Annotated in this window: 15 protein-coding genes and 1 pseudogene; 3 read left to right on the top strand and 13 right to left on the bottom strand. The window is 37.0% G+C overall.

Annotated elements, in window-relative coordinates:
• Positions 1 to 781 precede the first annotated feature (781 nt).
• On the bottom strand, positions 782 to 1,870 hold the full coding sequence (locus tag ACFIKH_RS03400) for a 2'-deoxycytidine 5'-triphosphate deaminase (protein WP_375625718.1): 1,089 nt from the start codon (positions 1,868 to 1,870) through the stop codon (positions 782 to 784).
• Between the two features lie 239 nt (positions 1,871 to 2,109).
• Between ACFIKH_RS03400 and mutL the strand changes: the two genes are divergently transcribed.
• On the top strand, positions 2,110 to 3,963 hold the full coding sequence (mutL, locus tag ACFIKH_RS03395; RefSeq protein ID WP_375670995.1) for a DNA mismatch repair endonuclease MutL: 1,854 nt from the start codon (positions 2,110 to 2,112) through the stop codon (positions 3,961 to 3,963).
• Positions 3,964 to 4,071: 108 nt separating this feature from the next.
• Complete coding sequence (locus tag ACFIKH_RS03390; RefSeq protein WP_375625714.1) at positions 4,072 to 4,308, top strand: DUF2093 domain-containing protein; 237 nt, start codon at positions 4,072 to 4,074, stop codon at positions 4,306 to 4,308.
• 19 nt (positions 4,309 to 4,327) lie between these two features.
• Here ACFIKH_RS03390 and lpxK read toward each other — a convergent pair whose 3' ends face one another.
• From lpxK to ACFIKH_RS03345, 9 genes and pseudogenes are all read right to left on the bottom strand, one after another.
• Positions 4,328 to 5,368 carry a tetraacyldisaccharide 4'-kinase gene (lpxK, locus tag ACFIKH_RS03385; RefSeq protein WP_375670993.1) on the bottom strand — a complete coding sequence of 347 codons (1,041 nt, stop codon included), beginning with the start codon at positions 5,366 to 5,368 and terminating at the stop codon, positions 4,328 to 4,330.
• Complete coding sequence (waaA, locus tag ACFIKH_RS03380; protein ID WP_375626839.1) at positions 5,358 to 6,680, bottom strand: lipid IV(A) 3-deoxy-D-manno-octulosonic acid transferase; 1,323 nt, start codon at positions 6,678 to 6,680, stop codon at positions 5,358 to 5,360. Before waaA ends, lpxK begins: the two co-directional genes overlap by 11 nt.
• A gap of 903 nt (positions 6,681 to 7,583) precedes the next feature.
• A pseudogene (locus tag ACFIKH_RS03375) lies at positions 7,584 to 7,847 on the bottom strand (type ISP restriction/modification enzyme); the annotation flags it as partial.
• 259 nt (positions 7,848 to 8,106) lie between these two features.
• Entirely contained in the window at positions 8,107 to 8,352 is a 246-nt protein-coding gene (locus ACFIKH_RS03370; protein WP_375626837.1) for a DUF4170 domain-containing protein, read from the bottom strand.
• Positions 8,353 to 8,398: 46 nt separating this feature from the next.
• Positions 8,399 to 9,202 carry a 3'(2'),5'-bisphosphate nucleotidase CysQ gene (locus ACFIKH_RS03365; RefSeq protein ID WP_375648504.1) on the bottom strand — a complete coding sequence of 268 codons (804 nt, stop codon included), beginning with the start codon at positions 9,200 to 9,202 and terminating at the stop codon, positions 8,399 to 8,401.
• Positions 9,189 to 10,520: a TldD/PmbA family protein gene (locus ACFIKH_RS03360; RefSeq protein ID WP_375626833.1), complete on the bottom strand. Its 1,332-nt coding sequence runs from the start codon at positions 10,518 to 10,520 to the stop codon at positions 9,189 to 9,191. Before ACFIKH_RS03360 ends, ACFIKH_RS03365 begins: the two co-directional genes overlap by 14 nt.
• Positions 10,521 to 12,216: 1,696 nt before the next feature.
• Positions 12,217 to 12,666: a hypothetical protein gene (locus ACFIKH_RS03355; RefSeq protein WP_375626831.1), complete on the bottom strand. Its 450-nt coding sequence runs from the start codon at positions 12,664 to 12,666 to the stop codon at positions 12,217 to 12,219.
• An 803-nt stretch (positions 12,667 to 13,469) separates the two neighbouring features.
• A complete protein-coding gene (rsmD, locus tag ACFIKH_RS03350; RefSeq protein ID WP_375625702.1) occupies positions 13,470 to 14,036 on the bottom strand; it encodes a 16S rRNA (guanine(966)-N(2))-methyltransferase RsmD in 567 nt (188 codons plus the stop codon).
• On the bottom strand, positions 14,017 to 15,417 hold the full coding sequence (locus ACFIKH_RS03345; RefSeq protein ID WP_375670991.1) for a pseudouridine synthase: 1,401 nt from the start codon (positions 15,415 to 15,417) through the stop codon (positions 14,017 to 14,019). The genes rsmD and ACFIKH_RS03345 overlap by 20 nt, the downstream gene beginning before the upstream one ends.
• A gap of 269 nt (positions 15,418 to 15,686) precedes the next feature.
• Here ACFIKH_RS03345 and ACFIKH_RS03340 point away from each other — a divergent pair, with 269 nt between their 5' ends.
• Positions 15,687 to 16,133 carry a nucleoside deaminase gene (locus ACFIKH_RS03340; RefSeq protein WP_375625699.1) on the top strand — a complete coding sequence of 149 codons (447 nt, stop codon included), beginning with the start codon at positions 15,687 to 15,689 and terminating at the stop codon, positions 16,131 to 16,133.
• A 647-nt stretch (positions 16,134 to 16,780) separates the two neighbouring features.
• Here ACFIKH_RS03340 and ACFIKH_RS03335 read toward each other — a convergent pair.
• The 3 genes from ACFIKH_RS03335 to ACFIKH_RS03325 all read right to left on the bottom strand — a co-directional run bounded on the left by ACFIKH_RS03335 (position 16,781) and on the right by ACFIKH_RS03325 (position 22,344).
• Positions 16,781 to 17,272: a hypothetical protein gene (locus ACFIKH_RS03335; RefSeq protein ID WP_375625697.1), complete on the bottom strand. Its 492-nt coding sequence runs from the start codon at positions 17,270 to 17,272 to the stop codon at positions 16,781 to 16,783.
• A 177-nt stretch (positions 17,273 to 17,449) separates the two neighbouring features.
• Complete coding sequence (ileS, locus tag ACFIKH_RS03330) at positions 17,450 to 20,365, bottom strand: isoleucine--tRNA ligase (protein ID WP_375626826.1); 2,916 nt, start codon at positions 20,363 to 20,365, stop codon at positions 17,450 to 17,452.
• A 248-nt stretch (positions 20,366 to 20,613) separates the two neighbouring features.
• Entirely contained in the window at positions 20,614 to 22,344 is a 1,731-nt protein-coding gene (locus ACFIKH_RS03325; RefSeq protein ID WP_375670989.1) for a porin, read from the bottom strand.
• Between the last annotated feature and the right edge of the window lie 934 nt (positions 22,345 to 23,278).

The following is a 23,278-nucleotide window of genomic DNA, read 5'->3' as shown; positions in this document are numbered from 1 at the left end:
GCCTGTAGTCATTAAGTATAAACCATAATCTCCCCTAAAAGATAAAAAAATCCTTTATTAATACTGGAAATAAAGCTGTCGCATATATCCAGAAATCTTCTTATATCAATACTCAAAACTGAGACTTGTTACTTACTTCATGAAATTTTATAAAAATATACAGTGCCTAATTCACATAAAGCATAAAAAAAAATTTAACGTTCATACGAGTAGAAGCTCTCCATATTGAATTGAATAATTTTCTAGCAATATTTTATATCTTGAAGCTATAAATGAGTTACTAAAAGTAGAACAATTTTTATTAAAAAAATTGTTAATAAACTGTAGTGCAAAACTTCTTTATTGGCTCTTAAGGATAATTTTTATACGAAATAAAATATACTGGTCATTCAAGCTCTAGAAAAATGGAGCAATAGCAGCATCCAATCTCGCATGTTTACTTTGAAAAGCAAATACGTTACTGTTATATTGAATTTTAGTAATTTATTGATTTATTATAATCAATAAATACGAATAACATATTGAATATAGTAAAATTCTTTCATTTTAGATTTTTTCATGATGAAATAATCAAAACTATTCTTTTGCACATCATAAACGAAGTTCCTATAGATACAACCTCTTGAAAAAAAGAAATAAAAATGCCTCTCAAATGCAAGGGATGCAATAACTTTGGAAACTAAAAATAGAATGAATGGCGCCGGTTTTGCGAAGAACAAAATTTTCTTTTATCCAAAATACACTTTCTGCATACATGTTATCAAAATTCGTAGTTTCCAACTCATTTAAAATGCTTGGACAACTTTAAACCCTGTGCTTGATAATGTGATCCAACATCATGTCCATAAAGGGTTGATGGTCGATTAAGCATATGCTCATAGACCAAACGGCCAATCATTTGACCATGCTCTAAGATAAAAGGAACTTCATGGCTCCGCACTTCTAAAACCGCTCTTGCTCCTTTTCCACCCGCTTCCACATGCCCAAATCCTGGATCAAAAAAGCCTGCATAATGCACCCTAAACTCACCAACTAAAGGATCAAAAGGAGTCATTTCTGCGGCATAAAGCGGAGGCACATGAACAGACTCTCGTGAAACTAAAATATAAAATTCATCAGGATCAAGAACCAACTCCCTTTGACCACGATCAAAAAGAGGTTCCCAAAAATCTAAAACGTGGGCAACAGCACGTTTATCAATATCAATAACACTTGTATGATGTTTACCACGATAACCTATAAGCCCGTTTTCGTCTCCCTTTAAATTAATGGAAAGACCAATACCACCAGCGCTAATATTAGGAAGATCCTCCGATATCAGTGTTTCTTGCTTTTGCAAAGTGTGTAACTCAACTTCATTTAAATAACTTTGCCCTTTTCTAAACCGAAGCTGTGATAAATGTGAGCCTTTATGCACCAAAATTGGAAATGTGCGTGGACTAATTTCCAAATAAAGTGGACCATGATAACCAGCACAAATTTTATCAAACTCCTGAGCGTTATCCGTAATGACACGCGTAAAAATATCTAATCGGCCTGTAGAACTTTTGGGATTGGCAACAGCAGATAAAAATTCTGGTAAAGCTAAACTTTCCAAAAGAGGAACAATATAAACACACCCCGTTTCCAAAACGGCTCCGTCTCGTAAGTCAAACTCATGCAACTTTAACCGTTCAAGCTTATCCAAAACTTTTGTATTAGGACCCGGCATAAAAGAAGCACGTATACGATAAGCTTTCTCCCCTAAACGAAGATCAAGGCTTGCTGGTTGTATTTGAGATCTATCAAATGGATACTGAGCCTTGAGAAAGTTATTCTCAATCAGAGCTTGTATATCACTATCTGCTAAAATACCGCTTATACGCGCCATATATATTGCCTTCCCTTTTTACATTGTTTCTTTTTTGACCTAGATGATAAATTGGTGCAAGCTATTTTAAGGTGATAAAAACTATTTTTTCTGTTTTTTCCAACCAATTTGTTAACATAAAATAAAATAGGAGGTATTGTAAAAATAATACCTTCCATACTCTCTTATTCTTGAATGTCGCGCAAATGATGTTATCATAATTTTTTATAGAAGCCTTAAGATTCCTGTTAGAATTTATTATGATTATACGCCATCTTAGCGAAAATATTATTAATCAAATCGCCGCTGGTGAAGTTATTGAACGACCAGCAAATGTTGTCAAAGAACTTGTTGAAAACGCTATTGATGCTGGTGCAACACGCATCGAAATTATTACAGCAAATGGTGGAAAAAATTTTATAAAGGTGAGTGATAATGGTTATGGAATTCCTGCAGATCAGTTAACTTTAGCAGTTTCTCGCCATTGTACCTCAAAGATTACCGATGACGTACACAATATCTGCTTCCTTGGGTTTAGAGGAGAAGCCCTCCCCTCTATTGGTTCTGTTGCTAAACTTAAACTCATTTCACGAACAAAAGATGCTGAGAGCGCTGCTGAAATTTCCGTTACTGCAGGAAAAATTGTAGGACCCAAACCAGCTGCTGCAAACCTTGGAACAATTGTTGAAGTTCGTGATCTTTTCTTTGTCACGCCGGCACGATTAAAATTTATGAAAACCGATCGGGCTGAAACAAATGCTATTAGCGATATGATTAAGCGAATTGCTATCGCATTTCCACATATCCGCTTTTCTCTTTCAGGACTAGACAGAACATCTATGGAACTGTCCGCTACAGAAAATAATATTCAAGGACAATTGCAACGTATTACGCAAATTATGGGAAAAGAATTCGCCCCTAATAGCATCGCACTGAATGCTAAACGCGAAGCAGTGCGCTTAACGGGTTTTGCCTGTTTGCCATCCTTCAACCGAAATAACAGCCTTCATCAATTTGCTTATGTTAATGGGCGTCCCGTGCGTGATAAATTTCTATGGGGCGCTATCCGAGGCGCTTATGCTGATGTCATGACACGAGATCGTTATCCTGTCGCTATTCTCTTTATTGATCTCCCACCTGCTGAGGTAGATGTTAATGTACATCCAGCCAAAGCTGATGTACGATTCCGTGATCCAGGATTAATTCGTGGTTTGATCGTTGGAGCTATTCGTGAAGCATTACAGCAATCTGGTATTCGTCCTACTTCAACCCATTCTGAAGCAACGCTAGCTGCATTTCAAATACAAAAACCATTGGCACAACAACCGTTAGGCAATTTTAAGAACACGTACCAGTCCTCTTCTTATAGCCCACAGCCTCATCATTTTGCCACCGCTTCAATGGTTCACAAACCATTGGATATTACTAGTTCTTCTGGTTTAAAAGAAGATGCTACTCCTATTATGGAGGGCTTAAATATACCAAGTGGAGATGCATACATTCCAAACACTACATCTTCATCAGAAGAGTTATCTTATCCATTAGGAGCGGCCAGAGCACAAATCCATAAAAACTATATTATCGCCCAAACACAAGATAGTTTGATCATTGTCGATCAGCATGCAGCTCACGAACGATTGGTTTATGAAGCACTCAAAAATGCACTTTATTCCAAACCGCTTCCTTCACAGTTATTACTTATTCCTGAAATTGTAGAACTCTCTGAAGAGGATGCAACATGCCTTTTAACCCACAAAGATGCTTTGCAAAAATTTGGATTAGGAATAGAACCATTTGGACCAGGAGCAATTGTTGTGCGTGAAACACCTTCCATGTTAGGAGAGATCAACGTCCAAGCCCTTATTAAAGATCTCGCAGATGAAGCCGCTGAATATGATACAACAAACAATTTAAAAGCAATGCTTGATTATGTTGCAGCAACGATGGCTTGTCACGGTTCAATACGGTCTGGGCGCCTTTTACACCCCGAAGAAATGAACACACTGTTGCGACAAATGGAGGCAATACCCAATACAAGTACATGTAATCATGGACGCCCTACTTATATTGAACTCAAATTGGCAGATATAGAACGGCTTTTTGGCAGAAAATAAACTCTTAACCATTTTGACAAGAAAAATATTTTTAAATTAACTCTCGACTTTATAATATATCTTATGGCACTTTTCCTGAATCTCTTGTATCAGTAAAAAGGAGTTATAATGTTTTCCGATAGTGAACGCGAAGCAAAAATTCATTATTCTAATAATGGATATGACATTATAGAATATGGTTCCTATACCATTTGTGCTGTTAGCGGACAAAAGATCCCTATAGATGATTTAAAATATTGGAATCATCACCGCCAAGAAGCATATGCTAGTTGTGAAATCTCCTATAAGCGCGAACTTGAGTGCAACCCATATCTCAAGCAATTGTTAAAAACAAAAGAAAAATAAACCCTCGAAAGCTATAAATTTAGCCTTTGCCTCTTAGACAAGAAAACTCAAGGGAACGTTTTCTAAAGCGGGTCATGACCTCCTCAAGGACTATGCGACAGAAGTCTTTTTGAACAAAATCGACATTCACATCAAAGACAATAAGATTTTTCAAATCTTTTTGCGTGTGAATTGTCTGTATACGGGTATAATCTTTAGCTGTTGTTGCTAGCCATAAATTGTGCATTTTAGCCTTTTGTATAAGGGTTTTTAAATTTTCATCTGTGAAAAAATAGTGGTCTGGATATATGTAAGTTTGCACCACATGACCAGACAATTCTTTAATAGATTTAAAAAATTTATCTGGATTGCCAATCCCAGCAAATGCCAAAAATGATTTTCCTGAAACCTCATCAGAGGCACTGGCTTTAAGATGAGCACGATATAAAGGCTTTCCAGTACGAGACACAAGAAAAGCAACATTATCAGGCGCATCGGAGTGACCAACCAATAAAACACTATCCATAAAAGAAAATTGCGTTTTTAATGGTACGCGCAAAGGTCCTGCTGGAAAGACAGCTCCATTACCAAAACCGCGCATCGCATCAACAACGAGTAACGTATAATCCATATAAAGACGGCGACTTTGAAATCCGTCATCCATTAAAATAAGATTACATCCCTCTTTTTTCAGCCGTTGTGCCGCTGCATAACGATTAGGTGATACAGCTACCAAAGCATGCCGTGCAAGTAAAAGTGCCTCATCTCCAACATTGTGTGGAGTATCATATTTCTCATTTACAAGATGTACCCCTTTAACTGATCCACCATAACCACGTGATACAACACCAGGTACGAAACCAAGTTCTTTAGCCACTTTGGTAAAAGCAATAACAACCGGCGTTTTACCCGCACCGCCACATGTAAAATTTCCAATACACAAAACTGGCAAATCAATCACGGGAGGCTGTCTTGCCATAAAACGACTTGAAAAATAACCATACCCCCATGAAACTGGAGCTAATACAAAACGCAAAAAGCTTTTATTTTTCCACCAAAAATGGGGGGCGCTAATATGCATATCTACCCTGACGCTGACGTAAACCTGTTTGTATTACAAGGGGTTGTAAAAATGGATCTAAAATCTTTAATGTGCGCTCAAGTGCACCTGCCATATTTGTCGCCACTTCATGAGCCTTATCAACCATTTCTTGTCGCAATGTTTCATTTGTTAAAAGCTTATACACCTGAATAGCAAGCTGTTTTGTATCTTGAACCATATATGCTGCATCATGCGTTAAAAATTGTTCGAACATCTCTTGAAAATTTGAAACATGGGGCCCTGTCAAAATAGCGGAACCAAGCAAAGCCAATTCCAATGGATTGTGTCCACCATTTCCACATAACGACTTACCAACGAAAGAAACTTTCGATAAGCGAAGAAAAAGACCCATTTCTCCAATTGTATCTCCCCATAAAATATCGGTATTCATGTTTGGAACAGCATCTCTACTCCTACGAATAAAACGTAATCCCTTATTGTCGCATTTTCTGATAAGATCTTCTGAACGTTCAGGATGACGAGGCACAATAATTGTTAATAAATCTGGCAAATAATTTTTAACAATCTTATGGACCTCAAAAGCAATTTCCTCTTCCCCTTCATGCGTTGAAACAGCTGCCCAAACTGGGCGATTGCCGATAGCATTACGATAACGTGCAAGCAATGCTTGATTTTCAACCAGAAAAACATCAGCCTTGAGATTACCAGAAAACGTAACAGATTTTACGCCAAGTGTATGGTAATAAGCTACATCTCTTTCGTTTTGACCAATCGCCAAATCAATATCCTTAAAAATATGTTTGGCAAGAACGCGTCGTTTTTGCCAAGCTTTAAAAGAACGTTCAGACATATGGGCATTAACCAAAATCTGCGGAATACGCATTTTTGCAAGTTCTTTAATACGAAGGGGCCAAATTTCTGATTCACAAATCAAGACGAGATCAGGCTTCCAATGACTAATAAAACGGCGCACTGCAAAATCTAAATCCAAAGGAGCATATTGATGAATCAACCTATTACCAAAATGTTTTTTCACAAGAGTAGAAGATGTTACAGTCCCAGTTGTCATTAATACATTGATTTTTAATGATAAAATATAGTTTACAAGTGGAACAAGTGCAAGTGTTTCTCCAACACTTGCTGCATGCAACCAAACTAACGAACCTTGGGGACGTACATGAGAACTTTTACCTAAACGCTCTTTTTTGCGACACCACTCTTCTTTTCCACGAATAGCACGAAAGAACAAATAAAAAGGAATAACAGGACATAAGAAAAAACCAATCATCCGATAGCTTAAAAGAGCCGTATGTGCCTTTAATTCTACCATTTAAATCACCTCATCCAGCTACTTTAAGATATCTATATGCTTATTTTGTTAAAAAATTCATCAACACTATTAGTTACATCCATATTTTTTTAATATCATCCATATCTTGAATAAAAAACGCTTCACCCATGAGAAAATTCAATACATAAAGGACAAAAAACGTAATTTTATCGCCATATTTTTTTTAAATTTTCCTATAAAGATAACATATACAGATTATTTAAATCTCTTTTAATGAAATTTTGTATCACTTCATTCTGCACCCTATGAAAAGTCTTACTCAAAAAATAACAAAGCTACATTTCAGTCGATTATAATTTTGAGAATATAAATGATAAATATCATACAACCTATAACATAGATTATATCAATTTTTTTCAGCTCACTGAATAAATACTTCTTATGATTTTAGTAAAAATTTGAATTTTGCACGTTGATATTTTAGAGAAAAAACTTATTTTTACATATGTTAGGTATTATCAATTTTTCAAAAAATAATCCATATAAATATTACAACCTATATAAATACAACAAATAAAATATGTTTAAAAGAAAGCCCAATCTCTATAATTTCATTTCAATAAAATGAATATGTAAAACTAATCTTAAAAAAACTTTTGAGCGGTATAAAGTTCTCATTTTAAATTGTGATATAATCTCTTAAAGGTAATCCAGAAAAATCTAATCTTGTTTAATAGAAAATTTCTTAAAAGTCTTAAAGCAATTTAAATAAGAGTTTTCAAAATTTTAAATCCTCTCTTTTCAGGAAATCGCATGGTATATTATTCCTTTTAAGGTTGTATATAATCAACGCAAAATGATTAATTTATAGATTGTAGTTTTAAACGAGTACTCAAGAAATCCTTATGAGGTAAATTAACTTCATCAATCTATTCAGTTTTTCTAAGTTTCTAATTTTGGTAAGTTTCTAACGACTTTCATGGTTTCTAAGCTTATAGTGATAACTTGTTGGAAAAATTCCAATGGATAAGTAGGGAGTGCTAATAATCTCAACGAAGTAGTAATTGGTATCATTAATAATGCTACTCTTTTTATTAATCTGAACGCATTAATGTTTCATACTCCATTCAAAAGCAGAGTGACTATTCACAATATAATCATAAACTTCGAGTGATCGCTCGTCATGATAATATTGCTGTTGTAAATAGGTTAATAGAACTGTCTTGAATTTTTATTAAGCGTAAAGATGGTGGTATAACAATGGATTTTATACCTTGCACGGACACCATTATGAAATGTGCTTGGGTGCCTTGAAAGATGTTTCCTTAAGAAAACATATGAATTTTAAATAACAAGCATATTTTTTTACGGCATTCTATTTTACCCAAAGAACGTACCTATGAAAAGGACGACTAAACAAAAGCGTGAAACAATCTACAAGCTATGATGACCAAATATTCAAGCTTTATTCTACATCGCCTAACTCAGCATCAAGACACTGATGCAAATCTACAATGTAATAACGTTGTAATGCATTATCTACACTGCTTTGTGCTTTTGCCTGCCATGCTTCTTTAGCCGATTGATAATCTGAGAAAATACCAACCACATCTAAATCATCAGGATTCTTAAATTGATTACTGTTAAGATTTTTTAATTCCCCACCAAATACAAGATGTAAATATTGTTTTTTTTCTTTGGTTTCAGTCATATGTGCCTCTATATCATTTAGATTATTTTAGCGTGCTTTTACGTGATTAAACTAACTTTGTTTGACGAACAACATCTATCATATCTTGACAGCAATTATTTTTACCAGCAATTAAAAGTCCATATTGGTAAGGTTCAATTCCATAAGATAGTAAAGGGGCATCAAGCGATAAAAAACACCCTCCACACTCCTGCAAAATAAGGTCAGCAGCGGCAATATCCCATTCATGACAATTCGGACGAACTAATACGATATCAATTTCATCTTGAGCAACAAGGACAATACGATAAGCAAGAGAAGGAAGATAATGGTAAAGACTAACTCGATTGAGAAAATCATCTGGTAATTTTTGTGCGAGCGATTTATCAAGCGAAATTTTATATTTTCGATGCCCCCCCGAAGTTAAACGAGGAAGTTTTACCCCATTTAATGTTGCCCCTCCACCCGTTACAGCTGCATAAATGTCTCCTTGAGCCGGACATTGTAGAACGCCCACAATAGGACGCCCATTCTCAATAATGGCAACCGAAATACACCAATAAGGACTGCCAGAAAGAAAACCTCGTGTTCCATCAATAGGATCAACCACAAAGGAGCGTTCATAATCTTGTTGTTCTCGATTATCTTTTGTTTCTTCTGAAATCCATCCATAATTTGGACGCGCTCCAAGAAGCTTCTCTTTCAAAAAATGATCAACAGCAAAATCTGCCTCACTGACCGGTGAATTACCTTCTTTAATCCAAACATCCAACGTGCATCCAAAATACCGCATTGCTAAATCTCCTGCCTCTCGACAAACATCACGCAAAAGATTTAAATCAGAAGAATGATGCGTGTTATTTTCCTGCAAGTGTCATCCCTTCAATTAACAATGTTGGAGCCGCCGTACCATAACGCCGATCAATATCATTGGCAGGTGTTAAATGTGCTAACATATGAAGCAAATCAGAACCTAGCGTTACTTCACTCACTGGATAAGCAATTTCACCATTTTCAATCCAAAAACCGGAAGCCCCACGACTATACTGACCAGTAATAAAATCAATGCCATGACCGAATAATTCGGTCACATAAAATCCATTTCGCAAATCTTTTATCATATCACAAGGCGATACTAAACCTGGTTCAATAGCAAAATTTGTACTTGTCGGCTGCACTAATGATGCCGAACGCACACCGCGTCCATTTGTTTTAAGTCCCAATTCACGTGCTGTAGCTGATGAAAGAAGCCAATTTTTTAAAATACCATTTTCAATAATATTGAGTGCTTGCCCCTCTACCCCTTCTCCATCAAAAGGATGAGAAGCATTTCCACGTAATCGCAAAGGTTGATCGGTTACATTAACATTAGGCTTCATCACTTCCTTGCCTAGGAAATTCTGTAAAAGACTTGTTTTACGAGCCACAGAGGCTCCATTGACCATAGATGCGATATGCCCTGCAATTCCGCGAGCCGTACGCGGATTAAAAATAACATCAACACCCCCAGTCGCCGCACGAACTGCACCCAAACGTCGAACAGCACCAAACCCTGCATTCTTTCCAACAGTTTCTGCTGCCTCTAAATCAGAAAAATGTAAGGCTGTTGTATAATCATAATCCCGCTCCATTTGTGTTCCTTCACCTGCAAGAGCACTACAAGAACGTGAAAAACAACTGGAGCGATAGGCTCCACAAAAACCATCGCTGGTCACAAGAATAAACCCACTACGGCCATAAGCTGTTGCAGCGCCACCAGAATTACTTACACCTTTAACATCAAGAGCTGCTGCCTCTGTTTTTAAAGCATCTTCTGTTAAAAAATGACTACTTGGCACAAAATCATCAAAAAGATCAAGATCTTTAGGAGACTTAACCAGACACTCTTTATCTGCCAAACCTTCAAATAAACTATCGGGAGAAGCTTTAGCCATCGCAACAGCACGTTCCGCAAGTTCTTGCGGATAAGACGCTAAATTAGCAGAAACACTTGCTACTTTTTTTCCAACAAAAACCCTTAGAGTAAAATCATTGCTCTCTGCTGCTTCTGTTGATTCGACTTTCCCAAAACGCACTGATACACTGGTAGAATGAGCATGAACAATAACGGCATCAGCAGCATCTGCCCCAGAACGCCTTGCTGCTTCAACCAATGAAACAGCTTTCTCAATCTGGTTTTTGTCAGTCATTATAGACTCCCTGAAATATTTTATTATTTACATTGATAAGCACTCTGACAAATTTATATAAATCAGAATATACTCTTGTATGTTTATTCATAAGATTACGCATATTTCATGCATTTTTTTCTTTTAATGCATCGAATAATTTCCCTTTTAGCTTCTTTATGAAAAGACGCAGTATGTCGTAAAATTTCTTTAGTTTCAAGATTTCTCATTGCCCCTTATCATTTTAGAAAACCCAATCTGTACTGATAATCAAATCAACCGAAAACTTGGCAATCAACAAAAGACCTAGCAATAACACTTGAATTTAAGTCAAAATCCTCAAAAATTCGAAAAGCATAAAACGACTTAAGTCACAAGCCTTATGTCCTCTGGATAGTGAAATAACTTCCTTCATTCCTATAGCACTCTTTAATTTCCAAGCAAGAATCAAGAAAATGCCTTATATTTGTGTATACTTCTTTGCTTTTATAAACTCTCTCACAATAAGATGGCAATCTTGTAAACAAAAAGACATAAACGGAATAAAAAATTTTTCCTTTCATTATGGTTTCAACAAAATGAGCAGTCATAAACTTCTTTACCCTCATGGACGTGGTATCACAAAGAACTCATTTTTTATATTTATCAGAAATAAGTTATAATCATAACATTCTCTCTCGTTTCTAATACGTCTAATCGAGAGCATCTCATTTTTTCATGCGGCATCCTTAATCGGTTATTTTGTTATTAAACAGGCATAATTTGACTGACTTCTTTTTCCTAAAATAAAAGTCCCAAAATACAGGATAGATTTTGATTTAAGGACTATACTCTTTCCCTTCCATTAAAAAATAAAGAAGCGTAGTATTGTCATAAAATGATAATTAATAAAACTTTTATATGAAACTCAACGTTGTATCTATCTTTCAATTCAATCTGCAATAAGCGTATTCTTCCAATTAATTTTGGCAAGTTTATCGCTCATAATTGTTTTAATAGATACAAAAATATTTGCAGAAACTGGGATATCTGTGCGCATTTTAAAAAATCGCTTTTTTAAACATTTAAACCAAATACATACAACGATACGAGATTAATTTTTACGAAAATTAAGGGAGGTTTTATTTTATCATCTAGAGCCTTTTAGAACTTCCACTCTCTAGAAAAGTGATCATCTTTTAATCAAAAAAACACTTTGATTTATAATCATAATTGATCGTTTTGTAATTTGCATAAAAGAATCAAATATCATTAAATTTTCTCCATTTTAAACTTATTTATGTTGAGGAAATCACAACTATTTGCTCTCACATCATGAATAGAGGTAATATTGATAAAACCTATTTAAGAAGAAGTCAAAATGCCTTTTATGAATGCTCCCAAATCAAAAACTATCGCAATACTAGAAACTGGCAAATATCATGACAATATCGACCTCAGATTCACAAGAGCAGAAATAAGCTTCTACAACTTTCTTTATTTTCAGTAAAAATGCGCACCTTATAAGCTTTTATATATTGAATAAAATTCAATGACTTTTATAAGATCTTTGGTGCAAAATTAATTTTCTCAGATGATTTGACTCGATTTCAACGACTAATGAAAAAACAAATCATAGCTCATCGATTTGCTATGTACTCATAACAAATTTTATTCTAACAAGACTAAGGTTTCTGCGCCTTTGTAAAGGTATTAACTTCTTTATAAATGCACCCCCTTACGAGATGATTTTGTTTTCAGTAAGAGCACGTCTGCTCATTTCAATCATTGCATCCCGAAGATGTAACTTAATTTTTGACCCAATAATCATTCCAAAGAAAGGAGAAAATAAACCAGACATGGTTACAGTATGACGAATTTTGTTATTTGAAGAACCCGATTTTGTTGAACAAATATATTCATGATCAAAACTCATACGTGTAAAAGGAAGTTTAGCATAATCAGAAAAGAAAACATTTTTTATAACTTTATCAAGTGTAAAAGTTACTGTAGGTCCCTTTCTAGGTTTCATGCGTCCTGTAGCCCCTTCTTTGAAAGGACCAGAAAGTTCTACCCACTCAAGTTCACTATCCCAACAAGGCCATGATGACACATCTTCCCATATAGCCCAAATTTGCTCAGCACTCGCTTCTGTGTTAATTTCTTCGCTATATATCCATTTAAACATGATAATCTTCCCTGTTTTAGAAATCATTTAGTTTTATTGCTTAAGAATAATATAAAAATTATTCTTAAAAATGTAATAACGATAACACACTTAATACTTTCAGATTTACTTAATATAATGATTAACTCACTAAGCGATATTAATAAAATAAACACACAAATGTTCAGTATAAATGAACACTATTGTCTACCTTAAATAGAAAATATCTGTTTTAAGTTCATACAATAACAAAGATAAAAGTTACGCACTATTTAGGATATAAATGCAGACTGCATAGTTGAAAGCTTTCAGCTGCTAATGAGATGTTGATGATTAATGTGCAGCCGAAAGAAATGAGACAAAAAGGTATCATAACTGTTGTCGTGAAATATATATCCTATTGGAGAAAAAACATTCATCGGTAGTAAAGCTAATAATACACTAAAGCTTTGACAATGTGTTACACTTTTAATGTAGATGAAATTAACAAATCAGCATATAACTTACAAAAATTAGCAGCAATACATACTGCTAATTTAGGTCTAATAGCATTATACCTCAAAGCAATTTTTGGCTAGACAAAAGAACAGATGGCCCCTCTATATTAAAGGGCGTATATTGTAAAAACTCGCTCTTGAGGCTATAAAAAACTTCAAAAAAAATAAGAGATTGAGACAAAAAACATAATGAAATAAAAATTCATCAATTTCTTTAACATCAAAATCTTTTATTTACTTTCTGCTTAACCTTTTAAAAACCATATAAAATGAAGAAAACTGTAAAGAAGCATTTTTTCATCCTACCGGATAAAAACAAGAACTTTCTCAAGATGTAAGCGATCGTAATTTATAGAGACGTATTGCTGTCTCACCATAAAAACGCTCATCATCTAGATAAAAGACGTCAGGTAAATGAATCATTGTATCTTTCTTTTCTTCAAGTATGAAAAGTGTATCAGCTTTTGCCCACCCCCCTCGCAAAGCTTCTACGAAAGCACGTTCCCCTAAACAACGGCTATAGGGAGGATCAGCGCAGATAACATCAAATGGAAGCATAGTGCCAATATTGCCAAGTTTGGTCGCATCGCGACGCAAAATCCGTCCTATCGACTGTAATTCAAAGGCTTCTATATTTTTTTGAAGCAACGCCCGCCCCTCAACCGAGTTTTCAACAAAAACAGCCGCCTTTGCTCCACGTGAAAGTGCTTCGATGCCTAAAGCACCAGTACCAGCAAAAAGATCAAGAATACGTTTATTGGTCCAAAATTGTTCTTCACGGCTAGAAAGAATATTAAAAAGGCTTTCACGTGTACGATCACTCGTTGGGCGAATCGACTGATTAACAGGCGAAAACAAAACACGACCAGCAAATTTACCGCCTATGATCCGCAAGTGAGCCTCCAAATCGCTTCGAAGTTTTTCCACCATCCCTATGTGGTTTAGATTTTTTCATAGCACCACCAAACGATTTTACCTTTTTCTTTCTCTCAAAAGAATGCTCCTCATGTCCACCTTTTATCATGTTCTCTTTATCCTTTAAAAAGCGATCTTTCTCACCAAAGGGGTGCGTCTCATCATAAGATGTTTTGCCACGTTTTTGAACAAAACTTCCCCTCTTCTCTTTGTGTGACGGACTTTCTTTTAGTTTTTCCTTGCCTCGATGAAAGGATTTTTTACCATCCAAACCGCTCTTATGATCATGCGATTTCTCCTCACTATAGGAAGGCTTTCTACGTGTACTCTGGGGACGCGCACCAGGAGCCATCCAAACATTAGCACGGCGAGAACGCGGTAGAAAACGCTCTGCTTTTCCTTCCTCACTTTTCTCCTTCTTTACATTCTCATGAGACTTTGTACTTAATTGCGCGCGACTATGTTCAACAGAACCATCTCTTGGTCGGCGCCGTATCGCCCTTTCACTTGAGAAAACCCAACCATCATTTGCAACAGAAAGATCTTTCTGGCTTTGCTTTTCTGCAACAACTGCAGAATTTGAAAAAGGTTTCAGAATAGGAGCATCAAAATCTGCATTGGCTTGCATAATCAAACGCTCCCCCAACTGATCTCGTAACATCCGCCCTTTTAACTCTTGCACGGCTCCTTCTTCTAAATCAGAGAGATGAAATGGACCATAGGATACACGGATTAATCGATTAACTGATAATCCCAAAGCCCCTAAAACATTCTTTATTTCACGATTTTTTCCTTCACGCAAAGCGACAGAAAGCCATACATTCGACCCTTGTTCACGTTCAATTGATGCTTCAATCGAACCATAAAAAATACCATTAATCGCAATACCATTTTTAAGGTTATCCAGCGCACTCTGTTTTACTCTTCCATGAGCACGGACGCGATATTTGCGGACCCATCCTGTTACAGGAAGCTCTAATACACGCGCTAAGCCACCATCATTGGTTAAAAGCAAAAGACCTTCCGTGTTAATGTCAAGCCTTCCAACAGAAAGAACACGCGGCATTCCTTTTGGTAAGTTACTAAATACTGTAGGTCTGCCTTCAGGATCACGGTTCGTGGTGACAAGTCCTGCTGGCTTATGGTAAAGCCATAAACGCGTTCGTTCTATAGGAGGTAAAGGTTTGCCATCAACTTTAATAACATCAGAGCGGCTAACATTAAAAGCAGGCGTTGTCACGACTGTACCATTCACAGAAATACGACCTGCAACAATCATCATTTCTGCATCTCGACGCGAAGCAATACCAGCACGCGCTAACCTTTTAGCAATTCGTTCACTCTCATTATTTTCATTCATTTGCGTTTCAAACCAATCTTTGCCAGTATGTTCAGAAAATTATTCACATGCACCATACCGCTTATCCTGAAAAAGGAAGTAGCATAATCATTTATCATTTTCTATCCTTTAACGACAATAATGTATCTGTTGACTTGCACGTTTGTTTCAAACACTTTAAAAAATAGAGGTATTCCTTTCATTATAAAAGCGTAATAAATTATTCATTCCATCGCATTTCTTATCGAGATAACCTTTAGATTTTCTATACCTTCAGTAGAAAGAATATTATGACTTTGACGCCCATGGAAATAGCCCTTTTAGAAGCGCAAGGGGCTGCAAAAAAAGATGAAGTTCCCGTAGGTGCTGTCATTACACGTGGAAAAGCTATCATTGCGCGCGCTGGTAACTTTATAAAATCTGCATATGACCCTACAGGACACGCAGAAATGCGCGCAATCCGTATGGCTTGCAAAACATTGCAAAGCGAAAGGCTTCCTGATTGCGATCTTTATGTAACACTTGAGCCTTGTGCTATGTGTGCTGCTGCCATTTCATTTGCACGCATACGACGTCTCTATTATGCAACAAATGATCCCAAAGGGGGTGCTATAGAAAATGGTCCACGTTTTTATCAGCAACCAACCTGTCATCACAAACCTGACATTTATTCTGGTTTTAAAGAAAAAGAAGCTGCTCAATTACTTAAAGATTTTTTTGTACAAAAGCGATACTAAAAAAAATTCTTCTTCCATAACTTTCACTCTTTAAAAACTATCCTATTTCTCAAACAAGACTATTAATACTTCTGATATATATAGCAAAAGCTACTTCAAAGCATTTTTTCTCTCTTTTAATCCTGCATATTGCTTCTACTAGATGATACATTCATTCATAAGAATAATTCATTATTTTATATAATAAAATATAAAGTCCAACATATCGTAGATATACTCTCATTTCAAATTACATTGAAGCAATAAAAATCACTTTCTTGCATATCATAAGCGGGATTATCGTCTAGATAAAGAACGTTTTAGAAAAGATTAAAAATGTCTCTTATGAAGGCTCTCAAATGCAAGAATTGTCGCAATATTAGAATCTGGAAAATAAAATGATGGTATCAGATTTCTCCTTCCTAAGCATAAAGCTTCTGGAGCACAATAGATTTTACGTTATACTATCCACATGAGCGATGTTGTAAAATGAGCTTGAGAAATTTTTCGTGTTAGGAAACGCATAAGGACTCTCTCGATGCTGTTGTCATATTGCTATTTCATGAGAATAACGCCCCTCCTACAGCAGCATTATAACTGTGCGTGAATGAGAGCTTGGTACCATAAGTAATTGGAAAAATACTTTACTTAAATATTTTGTTTTTCCCCTATCGACCAATAGGTGCAGTTTTTGCAGGTTGGCGATAACTTAAAGGTGGTTCAGTGAGGTAGCGACGGTATTTTGAACTTCCAACTTGTGCTCTCTGACGACGTAAATATTCCTGTCGTTGCTTTGCATTCAACTGTGAAGGATTTTCTGAACCAGCACCATTAACTGACGATCCTTTGTGAGGAAAAGGAGTATTTCCTTGATGCTTCTTCGATGCTGCCATTTCATTGACAGATCTATCTTGTTGCGGCACCGGCAAAAATCCGCGCGAACTAGGGCTTGGTATTACAAGTTTTGGATGAGGTTTCATAACAATCTGGCTGCTGTTATTTGTTGGTGTTAATGAAGTAATATTAGCAACATCTTCAAAAAACTGTATCGAAACTGGTTTATCGGTACCATAGGTAGGAGCGGATAAATTGCATCCCGTCAAAACAAAGCACATCCCTAAAATTCCTATTGGAAATATTTTTATTTCACGTTTTCTCACTGCCTATTCCATTCCCTAGGTGTATGGCTGATTAATATTCCCGTTATTTATGAGAGAACGGTCCATACACAAATTTCCCCCCTGCAGATAAAACAACGGAATTTTTCTCGTACCACAAAAAACTATATTCATCAATATGAGAAATTTACTTGCATTTCTTTCCTTTAATCTAAAATTTTAAATCTTGCCAAGAATCTGCAATTCCCGCAAAGCAGCTGCATCACGAGCAGATACATCCGGATAGGCAGGATCACTCCCAACATCTTGTGTATAACGCCATGATCGAGCACATTTTTTTCCTAATGCCTTCTCTGGATATACACCAACACCTTCAACATCACTCAAAGTAAAAGCATCAGAAGGTATTGTATCCTGCGTAATTGTGAGTGCACTGGTAATACAGATCTCCGCCATATCCACATTTTCTAATGCTTCCCGTAAAGCCGGATTGGAAATAAAAACAATAGGCGCAGCTTCTAACGAGGATCCAATACGCTTATCAACGCGCTCAAGCTCTAAAGCACCTGTGACAACTTTACGGACCTGCCGAATTTTTTTCCAACGCTCAGACAAAGATTGGTTTTGCCATTCTTCTGGTACAGAGCGAAATTGTTCCAAATGCACCGATTGGCTTTCTGGGTAACGCTCTAACCAAGCTTCCTCCATAGTAAAAGGTAACATTGGAGCAAGCCATGTTACCATACGCTCAAAAATCTCACGGACAACCTGCAAGGAGGCCTTGCGTTTTTTTGATGAAGGCGCATCACAATAAAGAGAATCCTTGCGGATATCAAAATAAAATGCCGATAACTCAATGATTGAAAAATCCAATAATGCACGCATAATCTTTTTAAAATCAAATTCATCGTAAGCGCGATTAATCAACTGATCAAGTTCAAAAAGCCTATGCAATATAAATTTTTCAAGATCCGGCAGTGCGCCATAAGATATTTCTTCTCCATCATCATATGCTAAAGTTCCAAGCATCCAACGAATTGCATTGCGTAGTTTACGATACGAATCCACATTTGTTTGAAGAATTTTTTTGCCTAAACGCTGATCTTCCCAATAATCAGTTGTCATAACCCAGAGACGAAAAATATCAGCTCCAGATGTTTTAATGATCTCTTGCGGAACAACCGTATTGCCTAAAGATTTAGACATTTTCTTACCATTCTCATCCAAAGTAAAACCGTGTGTGATCACTGCCTTATAGGGAGAACAAGCACGCGTACCACAGCTTTCCAAAAGAGAAGATTGGAACCATCCGCGATGTTGATCTGAACCTTCAAAATAAACATCAGCAGGCCATTTCAAATCCGCCCTATCTTCCAACACAAAGCTATGGCTTGCTCCAGAATCAAACCAAACATCCAAAATATCATAAACCTGTACCCAAGGCTCATGTGCACGCTCACCTAAAAAACGTTCACGTGCTCCTTCAGCAAACCATGCATCTGCCCCTTCTGCTTCAAAAGCCCGTAAAATACGCTCGTTCACACCTTCATCTTTTAGAATAACACCATCCTCATTCGCAAAAATACAAATAGGAACACCCCAAGAACGCTGACGAGAAAGAACCCAATCAGGACGATCTTCTATCATAGAAGCTAGGCGGTTTTGACCAGAAGACGGCACAAAACGCGTTTTTGAAACAGCTTCCAAAGCCCGACTACGTAAAGTTGAACCATCCCCAAAATCTTTATCCATTGAAATAAACCATTGCGGTGTATTGCGAAAAATAACGGGTTTTTTTGAACGCCAACTATGGGGATAGGAATGCTTTAAACGCCCCCGTGCAAACAATCGATCTGCTTTAATTAAAGCGTTAATGACCTCTTTATTGGCATCACCCATTTTTCCATTATCATCAATAACACGCGCAGGTCCTCCTTCACGATCTGGTCCTAAACCTGGAACATCTTTCGTATAGAACCCTGCATCATCAACAGGAAACGGTATAGACGTATCAATCCCCGTTTGCTCCAGTAAGGACTTATAATCATTCCAAATTTCAAAGTCCTCACGCCCATGGCTTGGTGCTGTATGGACAAAACCTGTACCAGCACTCTCTGTTACGTGCGAACCATCAAGCAATGGAATTTTAAAGTTATACCCCCCAGCCAAACCTTTGAGTGGATGAGAAAGAACAAGAGCTTTCAATTCTTCAGCAGAAATAACACGCAAACGCTTCAAAACAAGTTTGGCTTTTTCTGCACAAATCATTGCTAAAGCGTCTGCAAAGAGAAGCTTTTCTCCCACTTGAGGACCAAAATCATTTTCAGCACTTTCAACTTCGTAAATACCATAAGAAATCTGTGAAGAATAACTCACTGCACGATTGCTTGGAATTGTCCACGGCGTTGTTGTCCAAATGACGACATAAGCACCATATAAATCATCAGAATTTGCTTCAAAAACAGGAAACTTAACCCAAAGCACCTCTGATTCATGATCATGATATTCAATCTCAGCCTCTGCCAAAGCCGTACGCTCTACAACAGACCACATCACCGGCTTGGAACCACGATAGATCTGATCTGACATAGCAAATTTTATCAATTCACTGGCAATGCGTGCTTCTGCATGGAAAGCCATTGTAGTATAAGGCGTGTTAAAATCTCCCATGACACCAAGGCGTTTAAATTCTTCACTTTGAACGGTTACCCAATGCTGTGCAAATTCACGGCATTCTTGACGAAACTCGTTAAGCGGTACCTCATCCTTATTTTTTCCTTGTGCTCGATATTTTTCTTCAATTTTCCATTCAATTGGAAGCCCATGGCAATCCCAACCAGGTACATAATTTGCATTAAAACCGCGCATTTGGAATGAACGGACAACCACATCCTTTAAAACTTTGTTTAAAGCATGCCCAATATGAATATGTCCATTTGCATAAGGTGGACCATCATGAAGAATATAAAATGGACGATCTTTTGCTTGTTGGCGCAATTGCGCATAAAGCCCCATATTTTCCCAACGCGCCATCAATTCAAGCTCTTTTTGCGGAAGCCCTGCACGCATAGGAAAATTTGTCTGTGGGAGATAAAGAGTTTTTGAATAATCTATTGTTTCATTTTTCACAGTCATTGTGAAATATTCCTGTCCACTTTTACGATTTCATTTTTGCATAACTTCCCTGAACCCTGCAACTCTGGTTTTTATCTATAGGGAAAGCCGAGCTTATCATTCGTATTAAGCAGCGATCAGGAAAATATATCATCACACTCTATGGGCTTTATCATGAAATTCACAAGAAAAGAAACCAAAAAGTGATCTTTTAAAAAATAAAGGCTCCACTAATAGTGGAGCCTCTTAGAAATTTACTCTTTAAAAAATTAGAATTTATAAGCTACACCAACGCGGAAATCATTGGTTTTGTAGTTAACTTCAAGTTTTTCCTTTGCAAATTTCTTTTTACCAAAATCAGAGTAACGATATTCTGCACGTACAATCACATTATCCAGAAGCGAGAAATCAACGCCACCACCAAGTGTGTAACCAATCATGGTTTTTGTTTCATCAGCTAAGTTCTTAGAAGAAACGACTCTTCCATCCTCATCCTTAACGGATATTGATACAGTGTCTTGGAACTGCCCATAAGCAATACCACCAGCAAGATAAGGCATAAAGCGATCAGCAGCAAAACCAATACGTACCCGTGTAGCACCACCCCAATTTTGTTTGAAAGTATGACTTAAAGTTTCAACTTCATCCTCTTGATCAAGACCAAGTTCAGAAGCCAGCTTTTTCATTTGTTCTATACCATATGCACTGGAATTGTTCTTATCCACCACTTGTGTACTTTGTGCACCATGTCCAGCCACATTCTGTCCACCATGAGAACGAGAAGCATGTGAATTAGTACCATGCGCATGAGCGCCAGAGCCATGCCCACCTCCATGAGAAGCACCATGCGGATTAGCATTACTTCCACTACCATGGGCGCTATGATGAGCTCCGTGTTGGGCTCCGCTTGTTCCATTGGAAGCTTTTGCTGACTCAGAGGTTGAACCTGATCTCGCGAGTACAAGTCTCCCTCCGCTCGGTACTGTTCTTTCTGATGATGATGGTTGTGATGCTGATCTCGCGAGTATAAGTGTCTCTCCGCTCGATGCTGTTCTTCCTGCTGCTGATTGATTTGATTGTCCTGCTGCTGATTGTAGTTGTTGAGCTGCACTTACTGGTTTAGCTGGTGCTGAACTGGATTGCGTTACAGCAGATTTTTTTGACGCGGATCCTGCTGCTGGAGTCCCTCTTGTTGCAGTTCCTGCACCTGCAGATACTCCTGAGTTGGTTTTTTGTGTTTGTGCTCCTGTTCCTGCTTGTGAGGCTGGGGGTGAAGATGGCGTTTGTGATGATAATGTTGGATTAGTATTGCCAGAACTTCCAGTTGCTGCTGATTGACTTGCTTGTCCTGCTCCTGCTGGTGGTTGTTGAACTGCACCTGCTGGCTTAGCTGGTGCTTGATCGGCTCGCGGTGTAGCAGTTTTTCCTGAAGCGGATCCTACCGCTGGAGTTCCTACTGTTGCAGTTCTTGCACCAGCAGGTGTTCCTGCACCCCCAGATCCTCCTGAAGAGGCTTTTGGTGCTGGTGCCGGTGTTCCTGGTACTGCTGGTGGGGCTGGAGGCGTTTGTGGGTTTGCGGATCTGCGGGATCTTACGACTGCATTTTCTATTGTAGTGTTATCAGCCGCACCTATGGTAATGGTCTTTGTGTGTTTTTTACCAGATATCATTAAATCCGTATCGACACCAAAAATAAAGTTATCACCGAGATCAATATTAGAACCTGCATAAAAACCACCTACAAAACCCGAAAGTTTAGGAGAGAACTCTTTATCTAGTGGCAAATTCTTTTCTTGATCAACGAGAGCTATATCAGATTTGCTCGAAAAACCACCAGCTTGGACACCTAAATAAAGACCTGTCCATGAAAAAGTAGGCGCAACAATGGTAGAAGATGTCGATGGTGCTGGTTGATGAGGAATCATAACATCAGCAGCTAGCGCTGTAGACGCTGAAATTAAAGAAAAAATAGATGCTGTTATTAAACGTTTTGTATTCATAAAATCTCTCCAAATATCCAAAATGAAATGTATATAGAGCATCTTTTTTGAAAGATCTGTAGCAAAAATGACACACTCACAAAAAAATAAAAATTTTTTTGAAAATAAGGCTTCTTAAACTTTCAATTTTGCATTCAATGAGAATTTGTAAACTAAATCACACCAGAATTATGTGTCTTAAAGTTGGATTCATTTTCATTAAATTTTCGCATAACTGTTAATGATAATATTCTTTATAAATTTCTTTTTACCGAAATCTGAATAACAGTATTCTGCATGCAATAAACTATCATCTGTCATTGCAAAATCAATGCCAACGAAAACAGTGAAATCAAATATTGCCTTTTTTAAAACCAAGCGCCATCAAAGTTTCATCTATTTATCAACATGATCTACTTTTGGTGCTTTAGCGATAGTCTTTTGTATCTAAAATTAAGAGAAACAAAAGACTTATTCAAACACTCGCAAAAAAACTTTTAGATTCTTTGCGTAAATATCTTCATCATGACACATCGGTTTAATTTATAAGGATAATTTATTGTTTTCATGTTGAATGAAAAAACTAATACTGTAGGATTCTATCATTAAAAACCTGTTCTATGTTGTATTAATCAAAACCATGTCTCTCGATAGCGGAAACAGTCTGTGGACAAAAAACATTAAAAGAATTTTAAATGCCTCTTATGAACGCTTTTAACAGCCAAGGTCTGTCCACCAACATTGGTGGCTGGCAAAGTTGTATGATGATGCTAGCTTGCTCTTTTTATTAAGAGTGTAAAGATAGTGGTGCTCTATAGATTTTATATTATTTCATTGGGAGGTTTTACCGTCTTATATCACTCACGGATACTGACATGAAGTGGGCTTGATGTACTTTGAAAAATATTTCTTTAAAACAAATGTGTGAATACACAACAACAAGTGTATTCCGTTT

The organism is Bartonella sp. SD1336NMGDW (assembly GCF_042193565.1).
GTDB lineage: Bacteria > Pseudomonadota > Alphaproteobacteria > Rhizobiales > Rhizobiaceae > Bartonella > Bartonella grahamii.
Note: the sequence above shows the minus strand (reverse complement) of the source record. Positions and strands in the feature narration are given on the sequence as shown.

Excerpts from the sequence above, each read along its gene's own strand:
- ACFIKH_RS03400 (WP_375625718.1), bottom strand. The coding sequence starts at position 1,870 with ATGGCGCGTATAAGCGGTATTTTAGCAGATAGTGATATACAAGCTCTG.
- mutL (WP_375670995.1), top strand. The coding sequence starts at position 2,110 with ATGATTATACGCCATCTTAGCGAAAATATTATTAATCAAATCGCCGCT.
- ACFIKH_RS03390 (WP_375625714.1), top strand. The coding sequence starts at position 4,072 with ATGTTTTCCGATAGTGAACGCGAAGCAAAAATTCATTATTCTAATAAT.
- lpxK (WP_375670993.1), bottom strand. The coding sequence starts at position 5,368 with ATGCATATTAGCGCCCCCCATTTTTGGTGGAAAAATAAAAGCTTTTTG.
- waaA (WP_375626839.1), bottom strand. The coding sequence starts at position 6,680 with ATGGTAGAATTAAAGGCACATACGGCTCTTTTAAGCTATCGGATGATT.
- ACFIKH_RS03370 (WP_375626837.1), bottom strand. The coding sequence starts at position 8,352 with ATGACTGAAACCAAAGAAAAAAAACAATATTTACATCTTGTATTTGGT.
- ACFIKH_RS03360 (WP_375626833.1), bottom strand. The coding sequence starts at position 10,520 with ATGACTGACAAAAACCAGATTGAGAAAGCTGTTTCATTGGTTGAAGCA.
- ACFIKH_RS03355 (WP_375626831.1), bottom strand. The coding sequence starts at position 12,666 with ATGTTTAAATGGATATATAGCGAAGAAATTAACACAGAAGCGAGTGCT.
- ACFIKH_RS03345 (WP_375670991.1), bottom strand. The coding sequence starts at position 15,417 with ATGAATGAAAATAATGAGAGTGAACGAATTGCTAAAAGGTTAGCGCGT.
- ACFIKH_RS03340 (WP_375625699.1), top strand. The coding sequence starts at position 15,687 with ATGACTTTGACGCCCATGGAAATAGCCCTTTTAGAAGCGCAAGGGGCT.
- ileS (WP_375626826.1), bottom strand. The coding sequence starts at position 20,365 with ATGACTGTGAAAAATGAAACAATAGATTATTCAAAAACTCTTTATCTC.
- ACFIKH_RS03325 (WP_375670989.1), bottom strand. The coding sequence starts at position 22,344 with ATGAATACAAAACGTTTAATAACAGCATCTATTTTTTCTTTAATTTCA.